Annotated in this window: 22 protein-coding genes; 19 read left to right on the top strand and 3 right to left on the bottom strand. The window is 48.1% G+C overall.

Annotation, left to right across the window (positions count from 1 at the left end; translation table 11 throughout):
* Positions 1 to 199: 199 nt before the first annotated feature.
* The gene (locus tag PQG66_RS12055; RefSeq protein WP_272037907.1) at positions 200 to 667 is read right to left on the bottom strand and encodes a hypothetical protein; all 468 of its coding nucleotides are present in this window, start codon (positions 665 to 667) and stop codon (positions 200 to 202) included.
* A 362-nt stretch (positions 668 to 1,029) separates the two neighbouring features.
* Between PQG66_RS12055 and PQG66_RS12050 the strand changes: the two genes are divergently transcribed.
* From PQG66_RS12050 to PQG66_RS11995, 12 genes are all read left to right on the top strand, one after another.
* Positions 1,030 to 2,061, top strand: a complete 1,032-nt coding sequence (locus PQG66_RS12050) for a collagen-like protein (protein WP_272037906.1) — start codon at positions 1,030 to 1,032, stop codon at positions 2,059 to 2,061.
* A gap of 916 nt (positions 2,062 to 2,977) precedes the next feature.
* Positions 2,978 to 3,169 carry a hypothetical protein gene (locus PQG66_RS12045; protein ID WP_272037905.1) on the top strand — a complete coding sequence of 64 codons (192 nt, stop codon included), beginning with the start codon at positions 2,978 to 2,980 and terminating at the stop codon, positions 3,167 to 3,169.
* Positions 3,166 to 4,461, top strand: a complete 1,296-nt coding sequence (locus PQG66_RS12040; protein WP_272037904.1) for an RNA polymerase sigma factor — start codon at positions 3,166 to 3,168, stop codon at positions 4,459 to 4,461. The genes PQG66_RS12045 and PQG66_RS12040 overlap by 4 nt, the downstream gene beginning before the upstream one ends.
* A gap of 39 nt (positions 4,462 to 4,500) precedes the next feature.
* Positions 4,501 to 4,842 (top strand): DUF1801 domain-containing protein, encoded by a 342-nt coding sequence (locus tag PQG66_RS12035; RefSeq protein WP_272037903.1) that lies wholly within the window; start codon positions 4,501 to 4,503, stop codon positions 4,840 to 4,842.
* 184 nt (positions 4,843 to 5,026) lie between these two features.
* Positions 5,027 to 5,830 carry an alpha/beta fold hydrolase gene (locus PQG66_RS12030; protein WP_272037902.1) on the top strand — a complete coding sequence of 268 codons (804 nt, stop codon included), beginning with the start codon at positions 5,027 to 5,029 and terminating at the stop codon, positions 5,828 to 5,830.
* Positions 5,831 to 6,060: 230 nt separating this feature from the next.
* A complete protein-coding gene (locus tag PQG66_RS12025) occupies positions 6,061 to 6,255 on the top strand; it encodes a hypothetical protein (RefSeq protein ID WP_272037901.1) in 195 nt (64 codons plus the stop codon).
* Between the two features lie 145 nt (positions 6,256 to 6,400).
* Entirely contained in the window at positions 6,401 to 6,577 is a 177-nt protein-coding gene (locus PQG66_RS12020) for a hypothetical protein (protein ID WP_272037900.1), read from the top strand.
* Between the two features lie 91 nt (positions 6,578 to 6,668).
* Complete coding sequence (locus tag PQG66_RS12015) at positions 6,669 to 7,121, top strand: hypothetical protein (protein ID WP_272037899.1); 453 nt, start codon at positions 6,669 to 6,671, stop codon at positions 7,119 to 7,121.
* A complete protein-coding gene (locus PQG66_RS12010) occupies positions 7,096 to 7,683 on the top strand; it encodes an ABC transporter substrate-binding protein (RefSeq protein WP_272037898.1) in 588 nt (195 codons plus the stop codon). The genes PQG66_RS12015 and PQG66_RS12010 overlap by 26 nt, the downstream gene beginning before the upstream one ends.
* Positions 7,680 to 7,967, top strand: coding sequence for an FAD-dependent oxidoreductase (locus tag PQG66_RS12005; RefSeq protein WP_272037897.1), 288 nt, complete (start codon positions 7,680 to 7,682; stop codon positions 7,965 to 7,967). Before PQG66_RS12010 ends, PQG66_RS12005 begins: the two co-directional genes overlap by 4 nt.
* Positions 7,968 to 8,412: 445 nt before the next feature.
* Positions 8,413 to 9,126 carry a collagen-like protein gene (locus PQG66_RS12000; RefSeq protein WP_272037896.1) on the top strand — a complete coding sequence of 238 codons (714 nt, stop codon included), beginning with the start codon at positions 8,413 to 8,415 and terminating at the stop codon, positions 9,124 to 9,126.
* A 309-nt stretch (positions 9,127 to 9,435) separates the two neighbouring features.
* The gene (locus PQG66_RS11995; protein WP_272037895.1) at positions 9,436 to 9,978 is read left to right on the top strand and encodes a CueP family metal-binding protein; all 543 of its coding nucleotides are present in this window, start codon (positions 9,436 to 9,438) and stop codon (positions 9,976 to 9,978) included.
* A 198-nt stretch (positions 9,979 to 10,176) separates the two neighbouring features.
* Here the strand turns inward: PQG66_RS11995 and PQG66_RS11990 are convergent, their stop codons facing one another.
* Positions 10,177 to 12,465: a helix-turn-helix domain-containing protein gene (locus PQG66_RS11990; RefSeq protein ID WP_272037894.1), complete on the bottom strand. Its 2,289-nt coding sequence runs from the start codon at positions 12,463 to 12,465 to the stop codon at positions 10,177 to 10,179.
* Between the two features lie 339 nt (positions 12,466 to 12,804).
* Here PQG66_RS11990 and PQG66_RS11985 point away from each other — a divergent pair, with 339 nt between their 5' ends.
* The 7 genes from PQG66_RS11985 to nagZ are packed head-to-tail and all read left to right on the top strand — an operon-like array spanning position 12,805 to position 24,054.
* Positions 12,805 to 13,701 carry an ABC transporter permease gene (locus PQG66_RS11985; RefSeq protein ID WP_272038150.1) on the top strand — a complete coding sequence of 299 codons (897 nt, stop codon included), beginning with the start codon at positions 12,805 to 12,807 and terminating at the stop codon, positions 13,699 to 13,701.
* Positions 13,695 to 14,585 carry a carbohydrate ABC transporter permease gene (locus PQG66_RS11980; protein WP_442955079.1) on the top strand — a complete coding sequence of 297 codons (891 nt, stop codon included), beginning with the start codon at positions 13,695 to 13,697 and terminating at the stop codon, positions 14,583 to 14,585. Before PQG66_RS11985 ends, PQG66_RS11980 begins: the two co-directional genes overlap by 7 nt.
* Positions 14,586 to 14,633: 48 nt before the next feature.
* Positions 14,634 to 16,184, top strand: a complete 1,551-nt coding sequence (locus tag PQG66_RS11975; RefSeq protein WP_272037892.1) for an extracellular solute-binding protein — start codon at positions 14,634 to 14,636, stop codon at positions 16,182 to 16,184.
* A 59-nt stretch (positions 16,185 to 16,243) separates the two neighbouring features.
* A complete protein-coding gene (locus PQG66_RS11970; protein WP_272037891.1) occupies positions 16,244 to 18,517 on the top strand; it encodes an Ig-like domain-containing protein in 2,274 nt (757 codons plus the stop codon).
* Between the two features lie 50 nt (positions 18,518 to 18,567).
* Positions 18,568 to 19,350, top strand: coding sequence for a glucosamine-6-phosphate deaminase (locus PQG66_RS11965; RefSeq protein WP_272037890.1), 783 nt, complete (start codon positions 18,568 to 18,570; stop codon positions 19,348 to 19,350).
* The gene (locus PQG66_RS11960; RefSeq protein ID WP_272037889.1) at positions 19,347 to 20,507 is read left to right on the top strand and encodes an N-acetylglucosamine-6-phosphate deacetylase; all 1,161 of its coding nucleotides are present in this window, start codon (positions 19,347 to 19,349) and stop codon (positions 20,505 to 20,507) included. The genes PQG66_RS11965 and PQG66_RS11960 overlap by 4 nt, the downstream gene beginning before the upstream one ends.
* Positions 20,508 to 20,529: 22 nt before the next feature.
* Complete coding sequence (nagZ, locus tag PQG66_RS11955) at positions 20,530 to 24,054, top strand: beta-N-acetylhexosaminidase (RefSeq protein ID WP_272037888.1); 3,525 nt, start codon at positions 20,530 to 20,532, stop codon at positions 24,052 to 24,054.
* 244 nt (positions 24,055 to 24,298) lie between these two features.
* On the opposite strand, the gene PQG66_RS11950 is transcribed toward nagZ, so the two are convergent.
* Positions 24,299 to 24,856 (bottom strand): DUF1697 domain-containing protein, encoded by a 558-nt coding sequence (locus PQG66_RS11950; RefSeq protein WP_272037887.1) that lies wholly within the window; start codon positions 24,854 to 24,856, stop codon positions 24,299 to 24,301.
* Positions 24,857 to 24,888: the final 32 nt, after the last annotated feature.

The following is a 24,888-nucleotide window of genomic DNA, read 5'->3' as shown; positions in this document are numbered from 1 at the left end:
TTAATACTCGAACAAATAGCCCCCTGAGGAGCAATGCGATCGGTATCATTTTGATGGGACTTAATAGTTCGCTAGTACTTGGGGTTCCTATAGGACCATTTGTAGTGCCTCGTAATCCGGACATTGCCCTTAGCGTGATTACGTCGTTCATCCAATATGGTTTTGCGCTGTATGTGCAGCTTTATTTCTTGCTATCATCCTAAGACAGAAGGAACCTCAATACCTCCGCTAAAGCTTTCAACTGCGCCCAGCAGATCAGGGCTGAGACGGCAAAAACGATTGCAAAGAACAGAAACAAAATGATCTTCAACAGGAGCAACCGTTTTCCGTTCGGGTGTTGATAGTCACCGCTGGAAGAGTGGCCTGTTGACTTCATCATAGCTCGTATACCGACTACGCAGGCGGTAGCCAACATTACAAAAAGCATGAAGGTAGCCATTCGTTCAGCAGTGTAAGCAATGAGGCTTGTACCTCCCGGACCAGAGCCCGTGCGCAAAAACCAGTGGCAGAAGGCAACGACAGCAAGAGATAAAAAGAACAAGACATATATCGTCTTCCATCCCCAGTCAAACAGCTTGGAGAAAGGTCCGGGTGGGTTCCTTTTCTGTTCCCGGCGAGTCCGACGCTCGGCGTTTCTTCGATCGATCATCGCTCGTTTGGATTTCATCGATATCTTGCCTCCTCTAGTTTCGCTACACTATCTAGTCCTATCCAGAATAGCACATTAGTGACGATCAAATCCCACCCAAGTGAATGGTTAACTTAAGTGTTCACAGTTGAAGCGAAATGTTCGATCATTAAAGAAGCCAACGGGCTATTAAGGGACTCATTTGGCTGTAAAAGAAGTTCCAGAGAAAACTTTATGGGCTCTGATTTTCCTTATGGTGATTCATTCTTAAACAAGTTGGCTGTTAACATCATGCTTCAAGTGATGAAGTCGTGCGGTGGATTGTGGTATAACATCACCCTACCAAACACCCAATATTCTAAAAATGGTTTTTAGTCTAGCGAATAACCGGCTATTCGTCCATGCCTAAAATATACAACTCACGTACACTGAACCATCTATATAGGGAGGTGTCGTTGTTGAGTTGTCCAGATAAAAAAAAATCGTGCAAAAAGAAAACCACAATTGTTTGCCATCCAAAAGGGAAAAAAAAGAAACGACGTCCTATAGTTATTAAAAAAATAGTGCGGGTACCATGTCCCCCACCTACAGGTCAGCAATTACTTCAAGGGCTTGCGGGAGCAATTGCAGAAGCTGGACCTCAAGGACTTGCAGGCGCACTTGGACCCCGAGGACTTGCCGGGATTGCAGGAGCGATAGGCGCACTTGGTCCCGAAGGACTTGCAGGCGCACTTGGACCCCAAGGACTTGCCGGGATTGCAGGAGCGATAGGCGCACTTGGTCCCGAAGGGCTTGCAGGAGCACTTGGACCCCAAGGACTTGCTGGGATTGCAGGAGCGATAGGTGCACTTGGTCCCGAAGGACTTGCAGGAGCACTTGGACCCCAGGGACTTGCGGGGATTGCTGGAGCAATTGGCGCAGCTGGATTGGCGGGACCAGCAGGACCAGCAGGACTAACAGGACCAGCAGGAGCAACAGGACCAGCGGGCCCCGCAGGGCCGGCAGGTGGAGTATTGGGCTTTGCAGATTTTTTTGCCTTAATGCCTCCTGATAATGCAGCAACTGTCGCTCCCGACACGGACGTAAGCTTTCCACAAGATGGTCCAATCAGTGGGACTGCAATTACCCGTATAAATGCGAGTTCTTTTAACTTGGCTACAATTGGCACTTATCAGGTTTTGTTTCAGGTAGGTGTAAACGAACCGGGTCAACTCATTTTAACACTCAACGGCGCTGACCTGGCTTATACGGTGGTCGGGCGTGCAACAGGTACTTCTCAAATAGTAGGAATGGCTCTTGTGCAAACAACGGTCATTAATTCAGTACTCACAGTGCGAAATCCTGCTGGCAATGCCGCGGCACTGACGATCACTCCATTAGCTGGAGGAACTAGACCAGTTTCCGCGCACCTTGTTATTACGAAGATTGCATAGAGGGAAAGAAACGCAGTGTTTTTCAATAAATACTGCCAATATCAAATAGAGGCCGCGCTCGATATTTCTGCGGTACAATTATTTGTTACGGGGACATTGTACTCACCGCCGACAGGCGAACAGGGCCGAAAATTGTGGAATGAGCAAGGAAAAGGAATCAGGCACTATCCGTCCGGCGGCCGTATGCGCCAGACGGATAGGCAAGAGATAGGGGGACATCTCTTCTTTGATAACTGTTTTAAACTAATCCCAATAATCAACTGCTTATCTCAGTGAACTGCAACATTAATTTCGTCCAGCAGGGAGCAGTCTGCTTTTAAAAAGCAAGGGACTTCCCCCTTTGATGTAACGCTGTTATTTTCATTCTTACGTCAGCAACGGTTTTGTTACGCTTAGAAAAAAATCGACATTACTTTGGTGAACTAACTGCTGCGTAACCGACCTGCAATGGGTCGCATAGAGGTTACCTGCAGACAATTATCTTTTGGTAGTGCTGAAGGTTAGGTACAGATATTTACTATTACTGAATACACGACAATAAGGAATACCAACGAAAGGCGCTATTATAGCAGCTTTTCTTTATTTTAAGAAACCAAGTTCTTATCCCAAGCTGAGGACAAGAACTTTTTGTCATTTCCGATTAGACGTTGATCTATACTTACGAGCGCTCAATCGTAAAGGGGTCGATTTGATATTAGCCCTAGCAATGTGACTACAAAGCATAGAGGTGAAAAGGACTTGTTTGAAGAATTATTCAAGTAAATCCTGGTGTCTAATGCTTGTCCTGGAGCAGGCTATCAATTTTTTTTGAAATATTCAATTTTGTTTGTCGATTTTGATGTTTGGCATTCGTCGTCATGTTGAGAGGCTGAGAAAATGAATCATACCGCATCTATAAAGAGGAGGAGATGAACCTATGAAGTTTATGATGATTGTCAAAGCAACAGAGGATTCTGAGGCTGGGAACCCACCCAGCCCCGAACGTTGGGGAGAGGGACAGATTGAGTTAAGGCAGGTATTCGAAGGAACTGAACTGACGGATGATGTCAAGATGCTAGCTGCCCACAAAGCACTGAGTGAAGAATTGAAACAACGAAATCAACCATGATGGATAGTCATGTCTATCGCAAAGTCGATGCAATCTGGCGAATGGAATCACCGATGATCATTGCGGTATTAACCCGAATGGTGCGAGATATCGGGCTCGCTGAAGATCTTGCCCAAGACGTGATGCTCACTGCGCTTCAAAAGTGGCCAGAAATAGGCATTCCCGATAATCCCGGTGCTTGGCTGATGGCATCAGCCAAAAGACGTGCCATCGACATGATGCGAAGAACCAAGGTACAACAGCAAAAATATGAGGAGGTTGGCCGCAGCTTCGATATGTTTGATGAACAACCAGAGTGGAGTGGTGCATCGGACGGAGCAGTAGGGGATGATCTTCTCCGGTTGATCTTCATGACGTGTCATCCGATATTATCTCGAGAAGCTCGCCTCTCGTTAACGCTTCGTTTACTCTGCGGATTGACGACAGATGAGATTGCTCGCGCCTTGTTGGCTGCCGAACCGACCATCGCCCAACGGATTGTGCGTGCAAAACGGACATTGCGCGATGCCAGAGCAGAGTTTCAGATCCCGGAAGGAAGCGAACTCAAGGAACGCCTCGAAACCGTAATGGAAGTGATCTATCTTTTATTCAATGAAGGATATACCGCAACTACGGGTACTTCCTGGATACGTCCGCTATTATGTCAAGAAGCGCTGAGGATGGGGCGAATCTTGGAAGAGCTTACAAAGGAGGAACCGGAGATACATGGATTGGTCGCATTAATGGAACTCCAATCATCCCGTTTTAGAACCCGAGTTCATTCCTCAGGTGAGCCGATCCTTTTGCAGGACCAAAATCGTGGATTATGGGACCATCTATTAATTCGTCGAGGGATGACAGCGCTTGAACGTGCGAAATCTTTCGGTCTCCCATTTGGTCCTTATACGTTGCAGGCTTCCATTTCTGCATGCCATGCAGAGGCCCGCACTGCTGAGGACACCGACTGGATTAAGATTGCCCCGTTGTATGAAGCGTTGTCTAGGGTTCTTCCCTCGCCGGTCGTTGAGTTAAACAGGGCGGTAGCTATCGCTATGGCGTTCGGTGTGGAATATGGCCTCCAGATTGTAGAGCAATTGGAAACGATAAAGGCGATGCAAGAGTATCACTTGTTGCCCAGCGTGAAAGGGGATTTCCTTGAAAAGCTCGGACGAAACAACGAGGCTTATCAGGCATATCAATACGCAGCCTCAATTACACAAAATGATCAGGAACGGGTGTTGTTGCTTAAACGGGCTGCAAGATGCAAACGGACATTTCACGGACCCGAGTTGAAAAATCAATTGGGCCTGTAATTGAACAACATTAACGTGTCTACAAAGGAGAATATCACGATGAACCATGAAGTTACAGAATACATCGAATCATTGAAAGAACCGTGGCAAAGCCAGGTATGTAACGAACTACGGGAACTTGTACATTCCGTCATTCCTGATGCGCAGGAGCGGATACAATATAAGAAGCCCCATTTTCTGAAAAACGGGAAATATGCTGCCGACATATCCACTTCGAAGGATGCAGTGAGTTTCACCATTTTTAATGCCACAGCACTGACATACCCTGAAGGTTTCGATGGACCAGCGGAACGAAAAACAATGAAATTGCGTCAGGAACAAGAATGGAGCAAGGAATTATTAACTTCCTTGTTGAGTCAGGCTGCTTCGACGTTGAAATAAAACATTTACAGAGCTGCCAACTGGATTGGCGGCTTTTTCATTGTTGTGGATAGCAACGGAACAGGGGAGATAAAAAAGTTTTTAATGATGTCGATTTCGATAAATCTTGTTCGTCGTGTAAGTATTGACGCCAAAAATTGCATGTTGGCATAACCTCAAATTTTAATGTTAAAGGAGATTTAACATGAATATGATCATTTCCAGAGATGGGACCAAAATTGCATATGACAAAATGGGGCAAGGACCAGCGCTGATTCTCGTGGCAGGAGCTTTCAGCTACCGCAAATTCCCTGGTCAGATTCAGTTGGCCAAGGAATTGTCCGATCAGTTCACGGTATATAATTACGATCGGCGTGGCAGAGGGGACAGCGGAGACGGAGAACAGTACTCCATAGAGAGAGAAATTCAGGATCTAGAGGCCCTTATTGAAGAAGCCGGAGGGAAAGCGTACGTATGGGGGCTATCATCCGGGGCGGTTCTGGCCATGAAAGCTGCGGAGAATGGTGCTAATATCACCAAATTAGCTCTGCATGAGCCTCCTTTCATCGTAAAAGCGTCTGATCGTATACCACCTGCGGATTTTCTGGATCAGGTGACTCGATTAATCGCAGAAGGAAAACGGGCAGAAGCCATCAAATACTTTATGACGCAAGGCATGGGTGCTCCTGCCTTCATCGTATCCATGATGCGTCTTATGCCTGGCGTGTGGGCTAATCTTATGTCTGTTGCCCATACGCTTCCGTACGATGCTCGACTGATGCAAGGTTATATGTCTGGCAGGGCTTTACCCGCTCATCTGGGAAAAGGGGTTTCCCAACCATCTCTCGTTTTGGAGGGCGTCGAAAGTCCTTCTGCACTACGCAACGGGGCACAGGCACTTGCAAGAATACTCCCAAATGCAGAGCTACGAAGTAAGAAAGGGCTCGGGCATACGAAAAAACTAAATGCCAAACTTATAGGATCTGAGTTGAAAGCCTTTTTTTGTTGAGAATCGTAGTTTAGTTATTCTGCTGTGGTTACATCTCTACTAACAACATCGCTGTATCAGAATCCTTTCATTCGGCATGAGATTAGAAAAAGTAAGAAAGTCAAATAAGGTCAAAATAAAGGAAAAAAAGGATCTATTTTAAAATGCTGAAGGAACTGACCCCGAAACGTGAGACAAATCAAAACATCTTCAAGAGAAAGACTCCTTGTCGTAAGATAAGGAGGACAACTTTGGCAGCCTGGTTCCTCAAAGAAGAAGAGGCCCATAGACTGCATCAGCTGATGAAACAAGAGGTCAGCGTAGCACAGCAACAGTTGCAACACCTCATACAATCCGCTTCCACAGTCATGCTGCTGAGGGTAGAAGCATTTGGTTATCGTTACCTGGGGGAGGCATTCAGACGGAGTATCTCGACTAATATATGAACAGCTTGGATTAGCACTCCCGCAAGTGCTGCAATCATGCACAGCCTGGTTTAATCCATGTTCACTTGACCTGCTGGCACAGGCCAATCCAGATTAACTTTTTTTGGAGAAACGGATCATGCAGCACTTCAGTGCTGAAGAGAATATGAGAAAGCTATTGGAGAATCCACAATGGAACGATCTGAAGGCTGTAAAAAACAATCGGGTGTATTACGTTGATACCCATCTCTGGGTGGACGGTCATGGAATGACGGGACATACTCTGATTCTCAATCAGATCATTCGTAATCTTACGGAACTTGTTCATAGTAGAGCACAATAATCCAATTGAATGCGCACGATATGCTATGGAAGCGACACTTCTTATTTGATAATAATTATCATTATCAACAAATACAAGGGCGAAGTATATCATGTCACGAAGATTTAAAGGTTTGGGCATCATGCTATTAGCAATTAGTATCTTGCTGGCGGCATGTTCAGGCGGAACCAAGGAAGAAAGTGTTAGAGCAGGAACAGCAGGGGCTCAGACGGAGGGAACAACGGATACAACGGAAGAAACAGCGAATGCCAGTGTGACTAAAGTGGTAAAGGATCAGTTTGGAGAGGTGACGGTTCCTACCCATCCTCAAAACCTTGTTGTGTTCGATTCGATCTATGCCGAGTATTTGATTGAGATCGGTGTAACACCAGACATTGTTTTGTTAACTCCGGAAGTCGAGGCGGAATACCATCCTGAATATTTGAAAGAACACGTAGTCCAGATTATAGAAGTAGAGCAATATCAATATAACTATGAGCAGTTGCTTGCATTGTCACCGGATATGATCCTTACAGCAGGTGAGGGTATGGAGCAGGGTATATGACGAGTTATCCAAAATTGCGCCAACGGTGGCACCGGATGCCAACAGTGAAATGAAGCGTGCTATGCCGAAGCTGGGTGTTATATTCGACAAGACCGGGGAAACTGCCGAAGTACTGGCTGAATTCGACGAGAAAGCCACACAAGCGAAAGAGAAAATTGCAGCAGCTCTTGAAGACATAACCGTATTGATCCTCTGGGTAGAGCACAATCGTTACCGTTTCATGGGTCCAAAAGGAGGAAGCAGCAGTGTCTTTTTCTATGATACGCTGGGTCTGAATAGTCCGGAAGCCATCAAAGATTCTACAGATTGGTTCAGCCAGTTCTCCCTGGAATTCTTGCCGGAGATGAATCCAGACTATATTTTCCTGGAAGACAGAACCCTGGTAGGTTATGACACGAAGAAATCTATGAAAGATCTGAAAGCAAGCCAGGTGTGGGAGAATCTGGAGGCTGTGAAGAATAATCATGTCTTCCCGCTGAAGACAAGTGAATTTGTATCCGGTGTTGGTCCGATAGGATCCGTCATGAATTTACCGGACACGAGTCGCCTGTTGCACAGATGAGAGCTCAAGCCAACATCATGACACCATACAGCATTTCTCGATTATGCGGTACAGGTGACAAAGTGGAACTCTCCCACATAGAGACTGGAGAGATCACACAAGTTGAAGTAGATAAAGTCGTCGTCAGTCATGGCTATGATCGTGATTTTGGCAATCTTGTTCAGTGGGGGCTGGAGGGGGAAGATTACGGAGTTTCCGTTGATCAGCGAGTGCGTACCAACATTCCAGGCATATTCGGAGCTGGAACCTGCTGCTTCCGATATGGCGGGTGTATCTTCTCATAATGCCCGCTTCTATGAGAAGAGCAAAGCCCTATTGTTAATGAAGAAGAAGAACCTTGTGCGAGGGAAAAGTATAACAAAAGCCTGTCTAACCTCGAGTTATCTCGTGTGTTCGAACGGCTTTTTTTAGTGGTGAAGTAACCATGTCTACACTGTTATGCTTGTCCCGTTATAAAGAATGTGAACCTACTTTTTTGATTATTTTATCTGCATTTTATATTGAAAATTGGTCTATGCATTCATGTTATAGACTGGATGCATAGACCGTTTTTGTCATATTGGGCACTATAATTTTCTGATTTATAGTTAATAGTCTATGCCCCTCGTGATTAATACACATAGTATGTGGAGAAATATCACGGAGGTGAGTTCATTGTTAAATCATCATGGAAAACGCATTTGTAGACGTAAATTTAAAAAAGGCTTGCATTGTGCTGTTAAGGTTAAGGTGGTAAAGGTTAAACCTAAAGTTGTTGTTAATGCACCGCAAGGCGTTCAAGGGATACCTGGACCAGTAGGACCGATAGGTCCAAAAGGGGCGACAGGTGCTCAAGGGATTCCAGGGCCAGTAGGACCGGTAGGTCCAAAAGGGGAGACCGGCGCTCAAGGGATTCCAGGTCCACAAGGACCAGTGGGTCCAGCGGGCGCGGTCGGAGCAGTGGGTCCTGCAGGACCAATAGGCCCGGTAGGCCCAGCAGGCCCTGTTGGCCCAGCGGGTGCACCAGGAGCAACAGGACCAGCCGGTCCAGCTGGGGCTGGAATCTCCGATTTTCTGAGTGTTTTCCGAGCAGATCCTGGCACAGGCACAGACACAGTACCTGGCAACTCAGCAATAACTTTAACCGGGGTTCTGGCTAATGTTGGAGGTGCATTCACTTTCGTACCGCCATCCTCGACGATAACAATCAATGAAACAGGAAGTTACTTGATCACTTTTACCATTCATAATCAGGGCAATGCAGATTTCAACCTCACGGTAAATGGGACGCCCATAACACCTGTGCCTTTCACTGGTGATGGAGGAGGACCGATATCTGCTGAAGTTATTATTACAGTCACAACGGTTCCGACGACGATCCAGTTGGTTAATGCGAATGCAACTCCTGCACAGTTGCATAACAATCTGAATACCACTGTGACCATTCTAAAACTGACTCCTTAATTGCGATTCTCAATATAGTCTATGTCAGCATAAAAATAAAAGTTTATGTCTTTTATCCAGTCAATAAGTCTATTTATCAAGTAATATAGTCTGAACTAGCAGGAACTAGAGAGTGGCGGGACGATGAAGTTCATAGACTTCACCGCTGCTCTCTGCGTTTCCAAACCCGGCTTATCATTTGAACCAATCCATTATGAAGCAAAAGATTGTACCAATAATGTGATAATCTGGTGAATTGTTTGCTATATAAGTCCATATTAGTTCGTTCTTCATTATACTTAATGAAAACGGAAGAGGAGATGGGCTCAGATGAGAAAACAAATGTGGATCATTGCAAGTTTTGTCGTTGTGATTGTAATAGGAACCTATCTGTTGGTAAGTAATACGGGAAGGGAAGAAGCGGATCCAATCAATGCACCCAACATCAGAAATTTGGTAGAGGAGATCAGCACAGGTAAAGAGAAACCGGAATCTGCTTCCATTAATGCCACACACTTAATAGTCACAGGACAGGATAAACATACGACAACATATAATTTACCTGAAAATGAGTTTTTTCTTTCTATTGCACCTTACGTGGAACAGACCCATCCCTGTGCAATTCATAGCTTGACCGGTTGCCAGGGGGAAATGAGAAACGAGGAGTTCGATGTAACGATTCATGATTCCGAGGGTAATACCTTAATGAAAGAAGAAGCGATAAAGTCTGGTGAAAACGGATTTATGGATCTGTGGTTGCCCAGGGACAGAACTTATCTGATTCGTGTAGTGCATGATGGAAGAGTTGCCGAGACCCAATTATCTACATATGAGAACAATGATACGTGCATTACAACGATGAAGTTAGGCTAAAACAAGTGAAATCTATCCAAGGGAAGAGGATTGCGTAAAAGGAATTCATTCATGTCGAGTAGGATAGAAATAACCTGTGTATAGAATTTGAGCTAATAAAATGTATACCAATAAGCTGTCCCCGGTTCGTGCCGGAGACAGCTTATTTAGCGTTTAACTTCGCCAACTCCCGTATCTTCATACAACGCTAGAGTCTGGCTAGCCATGACTGGAGGAGATGAACGGGGCATCACCACCTGCATGACGCTTGCGATATTCTCCAGGGGTCAGCCCGTATCGACGCTTGAACATGCGAATGAATGAGTTAACATTCTGATAACCGACTTGTGCGGCAATGTCTTGAATTCGCAGATCCACATTCACAAGCAGTTCTTTGGCCCGCTCAATCCGCAGATTATTCAGGTATTCGCTGAAATTGATGTTTGTCTTTTCCTTAAAAATACTGGAGAGGTACCCTGGTGTTAAATTCAATTTGTCCGCGACGAGGTTCAGATTAATATCTTCCCCATAATGATGATCCAGATAGTCCAGTGCAAAGCTGATGACCGGATCACGGGTTTCCAGCTGACTGCGAACAGCCGCAAGGACGGGCTGAACCAGTTCCTGAAGCGATTCCCTGTATTGCTGCACGGAATGAAAATCGCCGAATGCCTCTCCGGGAGGAGAAGAGTGAAGTTTGACCTCAATGTGTTTTAGATTCAGCTTCATCACCGTTTTGCCGATTTGTTCCACCGCGCCAAGAGCAAAGGTGCGGAAGTCTTCTGCGGCCGCATCCTTGTGTTGCAATTGCTCCAATTGTCGATCAAGCCAGGCGAGAACAGCATCCTCCTTACCGGATTGCAGTAGGTTGAACAGCTCCTCTCCATAGGTGACCTTCACATGAAAGGCATTCGATGAAGAAGCACGTGGTTCCACAATAACCTGCGTCTCCGCATTCAGTCTGCGTTCTTTCAACAGCATGGACAGATTACTGTACGCATCGGTGAATGGAATTTCCCCCGAATATACTGGACTTACCGCGATGGTAAGATAGAGGGATTCTTCGGTAGCGAGCAATTCCTTCAATGTATCCAGTGCTTGTAGTATGCCGCTCTGCGGACCGGGATCAAACAGCAGCAGAAGCAGCTGATCCTGCTCAGGTTGAAGTGCGACACAGTTGTTTTTATTGCTGGTGAACAGGCCCTGAATCAGCTTCCACAATAACAACGTATATTGCCCTAATTCATCCGGCGGAGACTTGAAGCTGACCTTGAACAAAATGGAGACGTAGGGCTGTTCGGGTTGACGGACCTCTTCAAGATCTGCCAGATAGGAGCTAAGGGGGATATTCTTCACTCTATGGGTATAGGCATACTGGCGTATCAAAGAGTTTTTCTGCGCCATGTCACTTTGAATGTAGCGGTTATTCTCTAGTATGGAGCTCAGGCGCTCACCGATGATGGCGAATTCCTTTACACTGTTCAACTTATCTACCCCGCTGTCCAAATTCCGGTCAAGCGCGGCAATAAGGCGCTGAAGCGGTTGGTTTAATCGCAGACTGAAAAATAGGGAGGAGAGCACGCTAATTAGAATAGCAGCACCGAGCAGGACGGCCAGCAGGAGCTGCATACCGCGCATTTCCGCAGCAATTACCGCAGCTTGGGTAACCCGGACATAGGTGAACCCGGTTTGCTTCCCTTTTTCATAAAAGTAGTACTCATCTCCAATGCGTTCATATCTGCCTCCATCTTCTGGAAGCTGCGTGTGCTGGATATCCCCCTCCTTTGTGGTGAATAGCAGGCGTCCCTCTTTATCTAGAATGTAGAACGGATTATTGCCGGCATCGCCATACGTATCCTGCATATGCTGGGGGTTCAGCATCACAATGCCATACACCTCTTCGTAAGGAATGGCTTTCATCATGATGGGCATCAGTTGCCCGAGAGAACGGGAGGAATGGACGGTGTTTTCTGTAAAATTTGCGGCAGGCATCACTTTCAGGAACTGATTGTTCATCGTTTGAGTTCTCCAATAATCAGGAGGATATTCCTTACTATAGTAGTATTTCCCGAACATATCGCTGGCACTGCTAAGACCTTCCTTCTCCAGCACATAGTCTTCGTGTTTGAAATAAAGAATGAAATTGTCTATATGCAAAAAAGGATTGGTGTACAGCGTGGATAGGTCTGACTTGACCTCAGCGGGAAGATCGTACCGGCGGTTCTCCTTAAGATGGCTCAACATGCCCAAGTTAGCTGTCCAGGTATCCGATTGCGTGAGGGCCAAAATCATATTCTGGGTCAACCGGAAATGGTTCTCATATCCCTCGACGGTCTGGGCAAGGCCCAGTTCATTCTGTCTGACCATCTCCTGAAAGACCTTTTTGCTTAAGTACAGATGAGAGAACAGGTTAAATGAAGCCAGAATCAGGATGACACTGAGGAAGCTCAGCATTAGCTTGACAAACAGTCTGTTTAGCTCGAATTTGCTGATAAGCAGTCCCTTCACATGACATACCCCCTTGGATACAGCCGCAGAACATTTGGTCTAATCCTATCATAGCGGCATAAATCTGACACAAACAATATACACTTTTACTGATTTATACGCGGATATTTGGAAAATAAGCCTATGGGCGAAATGTTATATAACATGTAGATAGCGCTTTCTAAACCATATTGGCTATAATTCGGAGACTTACCCCGGAATTCGAGGGTAAGTTAGCTGACATAGAAGGGGCTTGATAAACATTTCAGCAAAAAGGGGGGCATGCGGATGGCTGGTGCTGACTTGATGCAAACCAAACTGCAACAGGAAGTGAACCAATCGCTTCATTGGAGGCCACGGATGATTAGAATCTGGAACAAGAACAAGGCGCTATGGCTGCTATTCCTGCCATGTCTTCTGTATTACCTGATCTTCCGGTACGCGCCGATGTTTGGTCTTGTCATCACGTTTAAGGATTACAATCTGTTTAAAGGGATATGGGCTAGCGATTGGGTGGGGTTCAAATATTACCAGATGTTTCTGGAGAATCCTGACTTTTGGCCCCTGATGAAGAACACGTTCTTACTGGGACTGTATAAGCTGGTGTTCGGCTTCCCGGCCCCGATCCTCCTCGCGATCCTGCTGAATGAGGTACGCAAGGCCGCATTCAAGCGTTTTGTACAGACGGTCAGCTATCTGCCGCATTTTATCTCCAATGTCATTGTAGTGAGTATGGTAATTATGTTCCTCTCCCCAACCGGAGGGCTGATTAACAATCTGCTGGCAGGGATCGGTATCGCACCGATCAATTTCATGAACGAGCCAGGGCTGTTTCGGGGCATTTATGTTCTGTCCGAAATCTGGCAGCACATCGGCTGGGAGACTATTATTTATCTGGCTGCTCTAACAGCCATTGACCCACAATTGTATGAAGCCGCGGATATGGACGGAGCAAGCCGATTACGCAAAATCTGGCATGTCACATTACCCGGTATCGCACCCGCAATTGTTATTACGTTGATTCTGAATATTGGCAAAGTGCTGGAGATTGGCTTCGAGAAGGTCTTCCTGATGCAGAATCCGGCGATCTATGATACGGCAGATATCATCAGCACTTATGTTTACAGAGTCGGTATGGTTCAGGGGAATTTCAGCTATGGGGCCTCCATTGATTTGTTCATGGGAGTCATCAGTCTGATCTTCATATACACAGCCAACTTACTCAGCCGCCGATTCAGTGAGACTAGTCTATGGTAGAAAGAGGTGTGAGCGTGAAGTCACTCCAGTTTTCCTGGTTTAACATTGTGACCTCCCTGATCCTTTTGCTCGTTGTGGTGGTTACACTCTATCCGTTCCTTCATATGCTGGCCGTCTCCCTCAGCAGCAATGCCAACGTCATCCAAAACAATATATCTTTCTGGCCCAAAGGGTTCAATCTGAGCATGTACAAACTCGTCCTGGGAGATCCTCAGATCTGGATGGCTTACCGAAATACACTGCTATACACCGTGCTTGGCACATTCATATCAATGGTGGTCACCTCGACAGGAGCTTACGCATTGTCGAGAAAGGACATGGCACTGCGCAATACGTTCACTGTATTGATTGTCATTACGATGTTCTTCAGCGGCGGGATGATTCCCACCTTCCTCGTCGTTCGTTCTCTGGGGCTCGTGGATACCATATGGGGGATGGTTCTCCCGGGGGCAGTCAGCACTTGGAACCTGATTCTGATGCGGACATTCTTCTCAGGCATCCCCAAAGAGCTGGAGGAATCAGGCCGTATGGACGGTCTGAATGATATAGGCATCTTTATTCGTATTATCGTGCCGCTGTCCAAGGCATCCTTCGCCACGATTGCCCTGTTCTATGCCGTGGGCATGTGGAACAACTTCATCTTTCCGCTGCTCTATCTAAGGTCACCCGACTTGTTTCCGCTCCAGGTGCTGCTGCGTAATCTAGTGCTGGCTGGCAGTGCAAGCTCAGGTGATGTAACGTCCATTGGTGGAGATAATCTGGTGGTTGAGGAATCGCTCAAGTATGCGACCATCATGGTCTCAACTCTGCCGATCCTGGTCATCTATCCGTTTGTACAGAAGTACTTCGTTAAGGGTGCCATGATTGGTGCTGTCAAAGGCTAGAGGCATACAAATAATGCACCGCAAATTCAGAGTAAGGGAGAGACGTTTATGGGCAAATGGAGATCGGTATTACTTCCTCTGCTGATTGCAGTAACAATGGTGGGCGGGTGTAGTGGTAGCAAAGGTGCATCTCCACAAGTGGATGACCCGGAAGGCAATGCCGGAAGTTCCGCGGGAACGGGGAAGACATTCACCGCACTGCTGTACAACAATCCCACGTTCCCTTATTCCAAGAGTTGGCCCATCTGGGACTGGCTGAAGGAAAAGACTGGCGTCACGCTGGAGGTGCAGACACCTTCCGGCAAGCTGGATGAGAGCCTGAACCTTGCGATTGCCTCCAAAACGCTGCCTGATCTGATGTATATGCCCAGTCACAAGGATTCCAACAAGTTTGGTCAGCAAGGTGCGCTGGTGGATCTGATGGAGCACATGGACAACATGCCGAATCTGAAGGCATGGATGAAGCAATACCCCGAGGAAGCGAAGGCTGTCTTGTCCGCCGACGGTAAAATGTATATGTTCCCCAATCAGGGGTTCGGCGAGACGAACCGCATGATCTGGATGTATCGCAAAGATGTTTTTGACAAAGAAGGAATTCAAGTTCCAAAGACCTATGAAGAGTTGCATGCGGCACTTAAGAAACTGAAGGAGAAGTATCCGGACAGTTATCCGCTCTCGATCCGCTACGGCCAGATTCCGGATGAGATGAATTCGAATATGACAGTGAACTATGGAACCGGTGAGGGGGCCTATTATGATTTTGACCAGAAAGAATGGCGTTATGGACCGATCGAAGACAACTATAAGTCGATGGTGGGGATGTGGAAAAGTTTCTATGACGAAGGACTGATTCCACCCGACTTCTTATCCCTGCAAACCAAGCAGTGGCAAGATATGGTATCAACTGGACGATCGTTTGTGACCATTGATTATATCAGCCGGATCGACTTCTTCAATAATGCGATGCAACAGGAAAATCCCGAGTTCAACATGCAGTTTATGGCGCCTCCGGCCGGCATTTCAGGCGGCAAACAGCTGAATCCATATTTCCATTATATGGAAGGTGGGTTAACGTTGGCCTCCACCTCCAAACACATAGATGATGTGATGAAGTATATGGACTTTTTCTATTCCGAGGAAGGACGTACGCTCAGCAGTTGGGGTGTTGAGGGGGAGACCTATGTAAAGGAAGGGGACACGATCAAGTTCAAACCAGCGTATAACGATGTGATTGAAATGCGCAAGCAGACCGGGCTTCAGACCAGCGGAACCTATACCTGGATTGATTTTAACGCCCATTTGTCGCTGTTCTCGGATGACCTGAAGCATGCCTATGAGGAAGCGGTGAAGTATGATCCTCCCGCAATGCAACCAAGACCAGCTTTTACGGAAGTGGAAAATGAGATCATCTCTATTACTGGGCAGGCGATTAAGAAGCATCGCGATGAGAGCTTTGCCAAATTCGTCACCGGCTCCCGAAGTTTGGCGGATTGGGAGAAGTATGTGGGGGAACTTAACAATCTTGGCGTAGATCAATTGCTGAACACCTACAAGGAAGCATATGACCGTGTTCAAAATATCCAACTGGGCGCGAAATGAGCGAATGGACGGCTAAGGAATCCTAGACCATTATAGAATGGCAAAAGGAGGCTTCGCTTATGAAAAAGCTGCATCTGCGTGTATGTTCCGGCTTCAGATTAGGTATGGTTCTGTTCGTGTGTATGTTAGCTATTGGAATGCTCCCTGGCAAGGCAGAAGCAGCTGGTTCAATCTCGCTGGATGCGCCTGTGGGTGGGTATCAGTCGGACGGAGGGGTAGTGGAGATTGGGGGCAGTTATACCGACCTGTACGACATCCGCTTGTTTGTGGACGGAAAGGCTCAATTCGAAGTGGTATTGAATGACCCAGATGGGGATGATAGCGGCACTTGGTCCTATATGCTGGATACCTCGGATTATAACGGGACGGTGGAACTGGTGGTTCGTGGTCTGGATACGTCCACCCGTTACGGAGTGTGGGGTGTGCCTGCGATCCTCACGGTGAATAACCCGGGCGGTGCTGTGCCTGTGGTAACCATTACGGGACCATCCGAGGGCGTGTCGCTTAGCGGTCAGGTGGATGTCGCGATCGAGACCAGCTCGCCAACTCCGGTCTCGCTGGTCGAGGTTCGCGTGAATAGTGGGCCATGGGAAGATGCTGTTCAGCAAGGCTCTTCATATATGTACACCTGGGATACGACCGGGCTTGGCGACCGTACGGTCAGTCTGGAGGCCCGAGCGACTAATGCGTCGGAGCGATACGGCTATAGCCCGACGGTGTACGCTCAGGTTGGAGACGGGACGCAGGAACCTGCTGTGTCCCTCCCAGAACAGGACCGAGCCATGTGGATCTGGGAACCGGAGAGTTACAAGTTGCTGCTGAACCCCGGTTCACGTCAGGTGCTGGAGGCATTCCTTACGGATACACAGACATTCGGCCAAAATCCAGTCAAGACGTTGTATCTTGCCATTGGCAGTTATGCCGGTTACAACGCGCTGGAAGAGCAGAAGGAGGAGCTGCGTTCGTTCATGAGCTGGGCTCACAGCAAAAATCTGCAAGTGCATGCACTCATTGCTGGGGGCACTTCTCCAGCCTACATGGGTGCATACGAGAAATATCACAGCCATGCAGTACGGGAGATGGAGAAGGTGATCAATTACAATCTTGTAGCGGGTGATATGGAGAAGTTCGACGGCATTAATGTGGATATTGAGCCTTATATCTCCCCGGAATTTAGAGATCCAAGCCGATTTTTACAGAAGGAGTACCTGGATGTTCTGCAAAAGATGATTGATCGCCGGGATGTCGCGGGTATCCGGCTGCCGTTCGGTCCTGCGGTGCCCAAGTGGTACGACACTTCGGAACAAGGAGCAAATGTCGTTTGGAATGGCTCCAGTAAGTGGCTGTCTGAACATGTTCAGGATATCTCCGACTATATCTCGATTATGGATTACCGGGATACGGCGGATGGCTCTGCTGGCATTATTGCCGGAGCTGCGGGAGAACTAGCATACGCCGATCAGATCGGCAAGCCGAATTCCGTAGTGATTGGTGTGGAAACGCTGGATATCGCGAATAGTGGCGATCCGGAGATGATTACCTTCTGGGAGGAAGGACGCAACCATATGGAAGCGGAGCTGGATAAGGTTTATGCAACATACGGGCATAACAGTTCCTTCGGAGGTATTGCTGTGCATCACTATGATTCCTACCGGGCACTTCCTTCTTATTGGGGACCGGGCGGTGTATTTTGGACAGCACCGGATGACCAGGAAGCCCCTTCAGCACTTCCGGGAGCTCCGTCCTTGGAGGCTACCGATTATCAGACTGTACAGCTGAATTATGGAATGGCTTCGGATAACATGGAGGTGGAACGTTACTTGATTTATCGGAGTAACGTTCAAGGTTTTACGCCTGTCGCTGCTGATATCGTCGGATTCGCCCGCGGCCTGAATTACCAGGACAAGGGGCTTCTACCGGAAACGACATATTACTACCGTATTGCAGCCCGAGATTTGAGGGGCAACATTGGACCACTGTCCGATGAAGTGTCAGTGACGACGGGAAGTACCACACTGAAACCGATGGTTGTAACGGACATGAATCTGGTCTATGACGGAACTAAGGTATCCGTCACCCTGAAGGTCAGGGATTCAGACACAGGCGCCGTATTACCGGGAGTAAACGTGGAGGGGCGATTCACTTATGCGGGGGGACGTTACATCGGCGGGATCACTGGAACAGATGGAAGTATAACGCTTGACTCGGAAGCAGTCGAGCCGGGAAGACAGGTTGGTTTTGAACCACGCAGAATTCGTTACAACGGTTATTACTATGCAGGAGGGCATGATCTTCCTCATGCGACGCTGCTGATGCTGAATGCCAACCATTGAAGAAGCGTGGCGAGAAGCAGTCACGATGAGGAAATGGAGGAGGAGAACTAATGAATACAAATGGCATGATGAAGCCGCTGAAGACCCACTTCGTTGAGCGTATGTCTGTACGTGTATATGATGATCGAGGTCAGATGGGCGCCGCCGCCGCCGTGGCGGTTGGTGCCCGATTAAGGCAGTTACTTCAGGATTCCGAGCGCCAGGTGCGGATCGTGTTCGCTGCTGCTCCTTCGCAAAACGAATTGTATGAGGGGCTGGTCCGAGAGCAAGGCATCGACTGGTCGCGAGTCTGTGCCTTTCATATGGATGAATACATTGGGCTGGCCGATACGGCCCCCCAGCGCTTCGGCCAATATTTAACGGAACGGTTATTCAGCCGGGTACAGCCTGGACGGGTAGAACTGTTGGATGGGTTACACGATGTGGATCAGGAGTGTCGAAGATATGGAGACATGTTACGTGAAGCTCCTATTGATATCGTCTGTCTCGGAATCGGGGAAAATGGACACATTGCTTTCAATGATCCACCTGTAGCCGATTTTGAAGACCTGCTGGATGTTAAAGTGGTAAAACTGGATGAAGCCTGCCGACGTCAGCAAGTAAACGATGGTTGTTTTGCCCGACTGGATGACGTACCTGAACGGGCGTTGACCCTGACTGTACCAGCGCTTATGGCTGGAAGGGAATTGTTTGTGATCGTGCCAGGTGCATCCAAGCGCAGTGCGCTCACTGCAGCTTTACATGATCCAATCAGCACGGTATGTCCGGCCACTATTCTCCGTACACATCCAGGAATTACAATGTTCACGGACCGGGAAGCTTACGGATTGTGAGTGTGCCGTTGATTGGAAGGCACTACCGGACCGGGGGACCTATTGAGGTGGGCGTCAGAGATGGGCGGATCACGACCATTACTGCCGTTGCTGAGCTTGAAGTATCATCTCTCGCGAAGCCACTTCCATGGATTGCACCCGGACTCGTGGATTTGCAGGTGAATGGTGGATGGGGTCTGGATCTGAATGCGGCTCCGCTGAGTTCTAAAACGGTGTTGAAACTGACACGGCTACTGCAAAAACAGGGCGTTACAAGTTATTGCCCAACATTGATTACGAACAGCCCGATCCGGCTAGCTAAGGCCGCTTCTGCTATTGCGGAAGCTGTTCGGCTGTACCCGGATGTGGCTGATGGGGTTGCAGGCATTCATCTGGAAGGCCCCTTCCTCTCCCCAGAGGATGGCCCACGCGGTGCGCACCCGAGGGAGTATATTATTCCCCCGGATTGGGAGGTCTTTTGCTGCTTGCAGGAAGCTGCTGAAGGGTTGATCCGCATCATTACCCTTTCCCCAGAGTGGCCGGATGCGGCTTCGTTTATCGCCAAATGCTGCGAATCGGGCATACTTGTCTCCATTGGTCATACGGCGGCAACGCCTGAGCAGATCAGGGAAGCGATAGCCGCAGGGGCAGTAATGTCCACGCATCTGGGTAACGGAACACATCTGACGCTTCCGCGCCATCCCAATTATCTGTGGGAACAGCTTGCAGCCGATGAGTTATATGGCTGTATGATTGCCGATGGACACCATCTTCCTCCATCCGTGCTTACCGTGATTCTCCGGATGAAGAGAAATCGCGCCATACTGGTCAGCGATGCCGTATCCCTGAGCGGCATGCCGCCAGGTTCCCATCGCCTGCATATCGGCGGTGATGTAGTACTGACGGCGGAAGGCCGATTGCACCTTGCGGGTCAGCCACAACTTCTGGCTGGCTCGGCGATGATGCTCCCAGATCAGGTAAGGTATCTCGTGGAAACGGGACTGACCGGCCTTGCCGATGCCTGGGATTGTGCCTCGGCACATCCGGCCGAATTGCTTGGGCTTGAACAGGCCAGAGGACTTGAGATCGGTGCACCTGCGGATGTGGTTAGCTTCCACATGAAGGATGGAAAGTGGAGTGTGTTGCAGTGCTGGAAGAATGGCCAGATCAGACCATAGAGCTATGAATAGGAGGAGAGCGATGCAGAGCTTGATACCACAACCGAAGCAGATTGTAGCAACTGGGGAAGGAACCTTGCGGCTGAATGAAAAGGTGAGAATAAGTCTTTACATGGAGCAAGATGATCCAAGATTGGAGATGCATTGCCGCCGTGCATTTCCGAACATGGAATATACACAATTTCGAATAGACAGAGGTTATTTACTAGTCGTTGAACGTCTTCTCGGGCAGGAGATGCAGCAGATAGTCGATGAGGTTCATAAAGTCCAAGATGCTCATGCAGTTGATGAAGCCCAAGGAGCTCCTAAAGGTCAAGAAGCCCAAGAAGATTATGAAACCCAAGCAGCCCAAACAATTCATGAAGCATCTGAAGCCAGGGGAGTACAAGAAAAGGGGGTGGTCGTCTCTGATATTAGTTCTTTGATCGGTAAAGACGATGCAGACCCTGCAGGGCTTGACGGACGCCCACAAGGGTATCGGCTAGATGTATCGCCCCAAAGAGCTGAGGTCTACGCGTTGGATGGGGCAGGTCTATTTTACGGATTGCAAACATTAATACAATTGCGCGGATCGGATGGAGCTATCCCGGCTGTAGCGATAACAGATTGGCCTGATACGGCTGTGCGGGCAATGAATTTGGATTTACGCCAGACGTTCTCGAAGCCTGAACTGTTGATTGAATACGTGGCGGAATTTGCACGATATAAGACGAATGCGATTCTGATTGAATATGAGGATAAATTTCCATTCCGGGCGCATCCCGAGTTGGCACATCCGAAGCATGCGTTAAAGCTATCACAGCTTGAAGAGCTGAAGCGCAATGCCCATGAACATTTTATAGAGATTATTCCGCTCCAGCAGAGCTTTGGACATCTGGAATATGTATTGCGTCACGAAGCTTGGCGGCACCTTCGAGAGACAGAGCATTCTACTGGGGAGATCTGCCCATCCCATCCGGAATCCTATAGCTTAATTACCACGCTCCTCGGAGAGATGATCGATGCCCACCCTCAATCGCGTTATATTCATCTCGGTTGTGATGAGGTCTATAGTTTATGCGAATGTGAACGCTGCAAAGTCGAATTTGATGGCGTACGGGAAAGAGTCTTTATCGCTTTTTTGAATCGCCTGATTGCTTTTACGGTAGAACGGGGGAAACAGCCCATCTTCTGGCACGATATGCTGGATAAATGTCCAGCAGAGGAACTTGCTCAACTCGATCAGAGAAGTGTGGCCATGATTTGGATCTACAATGGGCGTAATATCAAAGCGGAAGTTACTTCGCATGCGGATAAGTTCAGGGCGCTAGGCATCGAGGTTATGGGTGCTCCAGCAGTTCGCAGCTTTGACTGGGCAGAGCATCAGAATTATCCGGTGCTGCTGAACCGGACGGACAATCTGATCCAATGGGCAGAGACAGCCGACAAGCTAGATATGGACTGCGTGGTTGCCACCAACTGGACGGGGCCTTTCAGTCTCGGTGTTCCATATGGTATTTTCGAAACAACTTGGTACCCGATGTTGCTGCATGCGGATCTGACCTGGAATCGTAAGGCGGATGTCTCGACCTTTATAGACCGATTTTTGGAGCAGTTTCATGGCATTGATCCGGTTACCGGGCATCAAATTCTCGGCCATTACAAGGTGGAAGACTATTATGATGTGATCTGGAAGCTAATAGACGAAGTACGTGAACATAAGGAAGAAGCAGAACTGATTGCCATTATGCATGATTTTGAGGTGGCGACAGATCGTTCACGGGCTATTCACAAGTACGCCTACCGCTGGGAGCTATTTCCCGGAGACGATGCGGAGTGGCGGTCACTCCAGAACAATTATACAAGAAACCGTCGTGGGCGCGAGGATGTCCTACCCCGTATGAGGGATGCGGTGGGGCGTTACCAGCCCTGTGATATGGCGGAGCATTTTGTGAAATCCAGATTCTATCTGCATGATTATCTGGAGCGTACGCTTTATCATGAGCTGGGGCTGAGTACAGCCTATTCAGAAGCCGATCTGGCGGTACTGAGTCTGGAAGATAAAGTAGCTATGATGTGTGTAGTAGGCACACCAACTACTAGAGCCGAGCCGGAGTTTCGCGGCAGAATGGAACATCACCGGTTCGGAGGAATCGGTATCTTTCCGCATAATGTCGAAAGTGAGCAGCAGACACTTGCACTGCTGGGCGAAGTACAGAACATAGCCGGAGATCATGGAAGGACTTTGCCTTATTACGTTTCGGTAGATGAAGAGGGTGGCACCCTATCCAAATTCAAAAGCTTCTTTCCTTATATCCCTGGAAACCGGGCTGTCGGGTTAAGTGAAGACCCTGAGGTCGCCCGCTTGCTCGGGAAAGTCATCGGCAGTCAGCTGCATTCGCTTGGCATTCCGATGAACTGGGCACCTGTGCTGGATGTGAACACGAATATAGATAACCCCGTAGTCGGTGTGCGCTCCTTCGGCGAGGATCCGCAGCTGGTCGCCCAATTCGGCCGTGCATATATTCAGGGAATGCATGAAGTAGGTATCGCTGTGACGGCTAAGCATTTTCCCGGTCACGGGCAAGTGAGCGGAGATTCTCATATCGTTTTGCCGGAATGTGAGCTCACGTTGGAACAGTTGATGGAAGGGCCTCTGCTCCCCTTCATGGAGGCGATTGAAGCAGGGGCAGATTCAATCATGATGGGGCATCTGGTATATCCAAACATTCCGAAATCTGGTGGCCTTCCGGCTTCACTCAGCCCTTATTTTGTTTCGGAGTTGCTAAGGGGAGAGTTAGGCTATGCGGGGGTGATCTGCACGGATGATATTGAGATGGGGGCCATCCGTAATCATTTTAGCCCGGAAGAAGTGGGAGTGTTGGCTGTTCAGGCGGGAAACGATATGATCCTGATGTGTCATACGCCGGAGTTTCAGAGTCAGGTTATGGCAGGAATCTTGGCGGCTGTACGGGATGGACGAATCAACGAGGCGCGTATTGATGAATCGGTTCTTCGTATCCAGCAGTTATATGATAAATTCCAGCAGTATCGAGAGACTGCGCAGCCGATTCCCAGAGAGCAGTGGGAGGAGGCAGCACTGCGGCTGGCTCGTCAGACTGTGAAAATCAACCGAGATCCGCAGGGCCTGCTGCCGCTCAAAGCTTCCCTGAATTATCTGCTGATATTACCGGAGCAGGAGCAGCTAACCCAGGCCGATAATAGTGGCTCTGCTGAGATTAGACTGGCCTCCTTGTTGATGGATACAGGCGTCACTGTGGAGACACGCTATTGCACAATGAAACCTGATGCGGAAGAGATTGCATCACTGGTACTACAGGCTTCTACTGCGGACATCGTTATCCAGGGAACGCTTAATGCTCATCTGTTCACTGAGCAACTGGCACTAGCTGAGAAGCTTGCTGCGGTTAAGCCAGTATTGAATTTGGTGCTGCGCAATCCCTATGATGACGGGGTTCTGCCGCAGACAGCTGGAAGCATACTGCTGTGTTCCACCTCCGACTTTTCTCTGCGGGCACTGGTGGAGCGGTTAACAGCTCCCCAGTGACTTGTCGGTAATTTTGTATGTAATAAACTGCTCAACAGGGAAATAAATATATTCAAAAACACAAAAAGCCCGCACATTAGCGGGCTTTTCCCCGATCGTAAATTATATATTATTCACAGGTCGTTATTGGATGTCTCTATAAGCATGGTGGCACTCCGATTAAGCTGGATGTGAAGTCCATTTTATTATCTGAAGACGAAGTAAATTGAAAGGTCAGGATCAGTATAACGTTGCTTTGCCTGTCTTATATCTCGGCTGCTGCTTGCATCAGTGCATAGATTTTACGTGTAGTATTCACATTTCGGACCGTCATGTACGAATAGATCTTGGACCCAACCAGCTTGTTCATACCGCTTCTGGATGCTTCCTCTCTGCTGACCGAGTACAGAAGGGCACCAGGTACATAGATGATCTCACCGACCCCTGATTTTAGAGGGATCTTCTCCAGCACGTCAACATCGTTAATCTCATCCCACAAAAAGAGAACATCACTTTTGGCCTGATCATTATTGCTCCAATCAGAAGGCAAGGCTTGCATAAGCTTATGCATTTCTTCTAAATTACGCACCAATACTTTAATGTTTAAGCCAAAATCAGCGGCAATCGCTTGTTCCAGCAGTTCAGCTAACTCGGTGTGGGCATTGTTTCGTTCCTGATGATCAGCGAAGATGATATTACCGGAATGGATGTAGGTAACGACTTTCTGCATACCAGCCTGTTCAAAGGTTTCCTTGAGCTGTTTCATGTCCAATTTGTTCTTGCCGCCCACATTAATGCCACGCAGCAAAGCGACGTAAATCATGGATATTTCCTCCGTCCCGAGTTTAGATGACA

The sequence above is a fragment of the Paenibacillus sp. JJ-100 genome, assembly GCF_948329825.1.
In the GTDB taxonomy this organism is placed as follows: domain Bacteria; phylum Bacillota; class Bacilli; order Paenibacillales; family Paenibacillaceae; genus Paenibacillus.
Note: the sequence above shows the minus strand (reverse complement) of the source record. Positions and strands in the feature narration are given on the sequence as shown.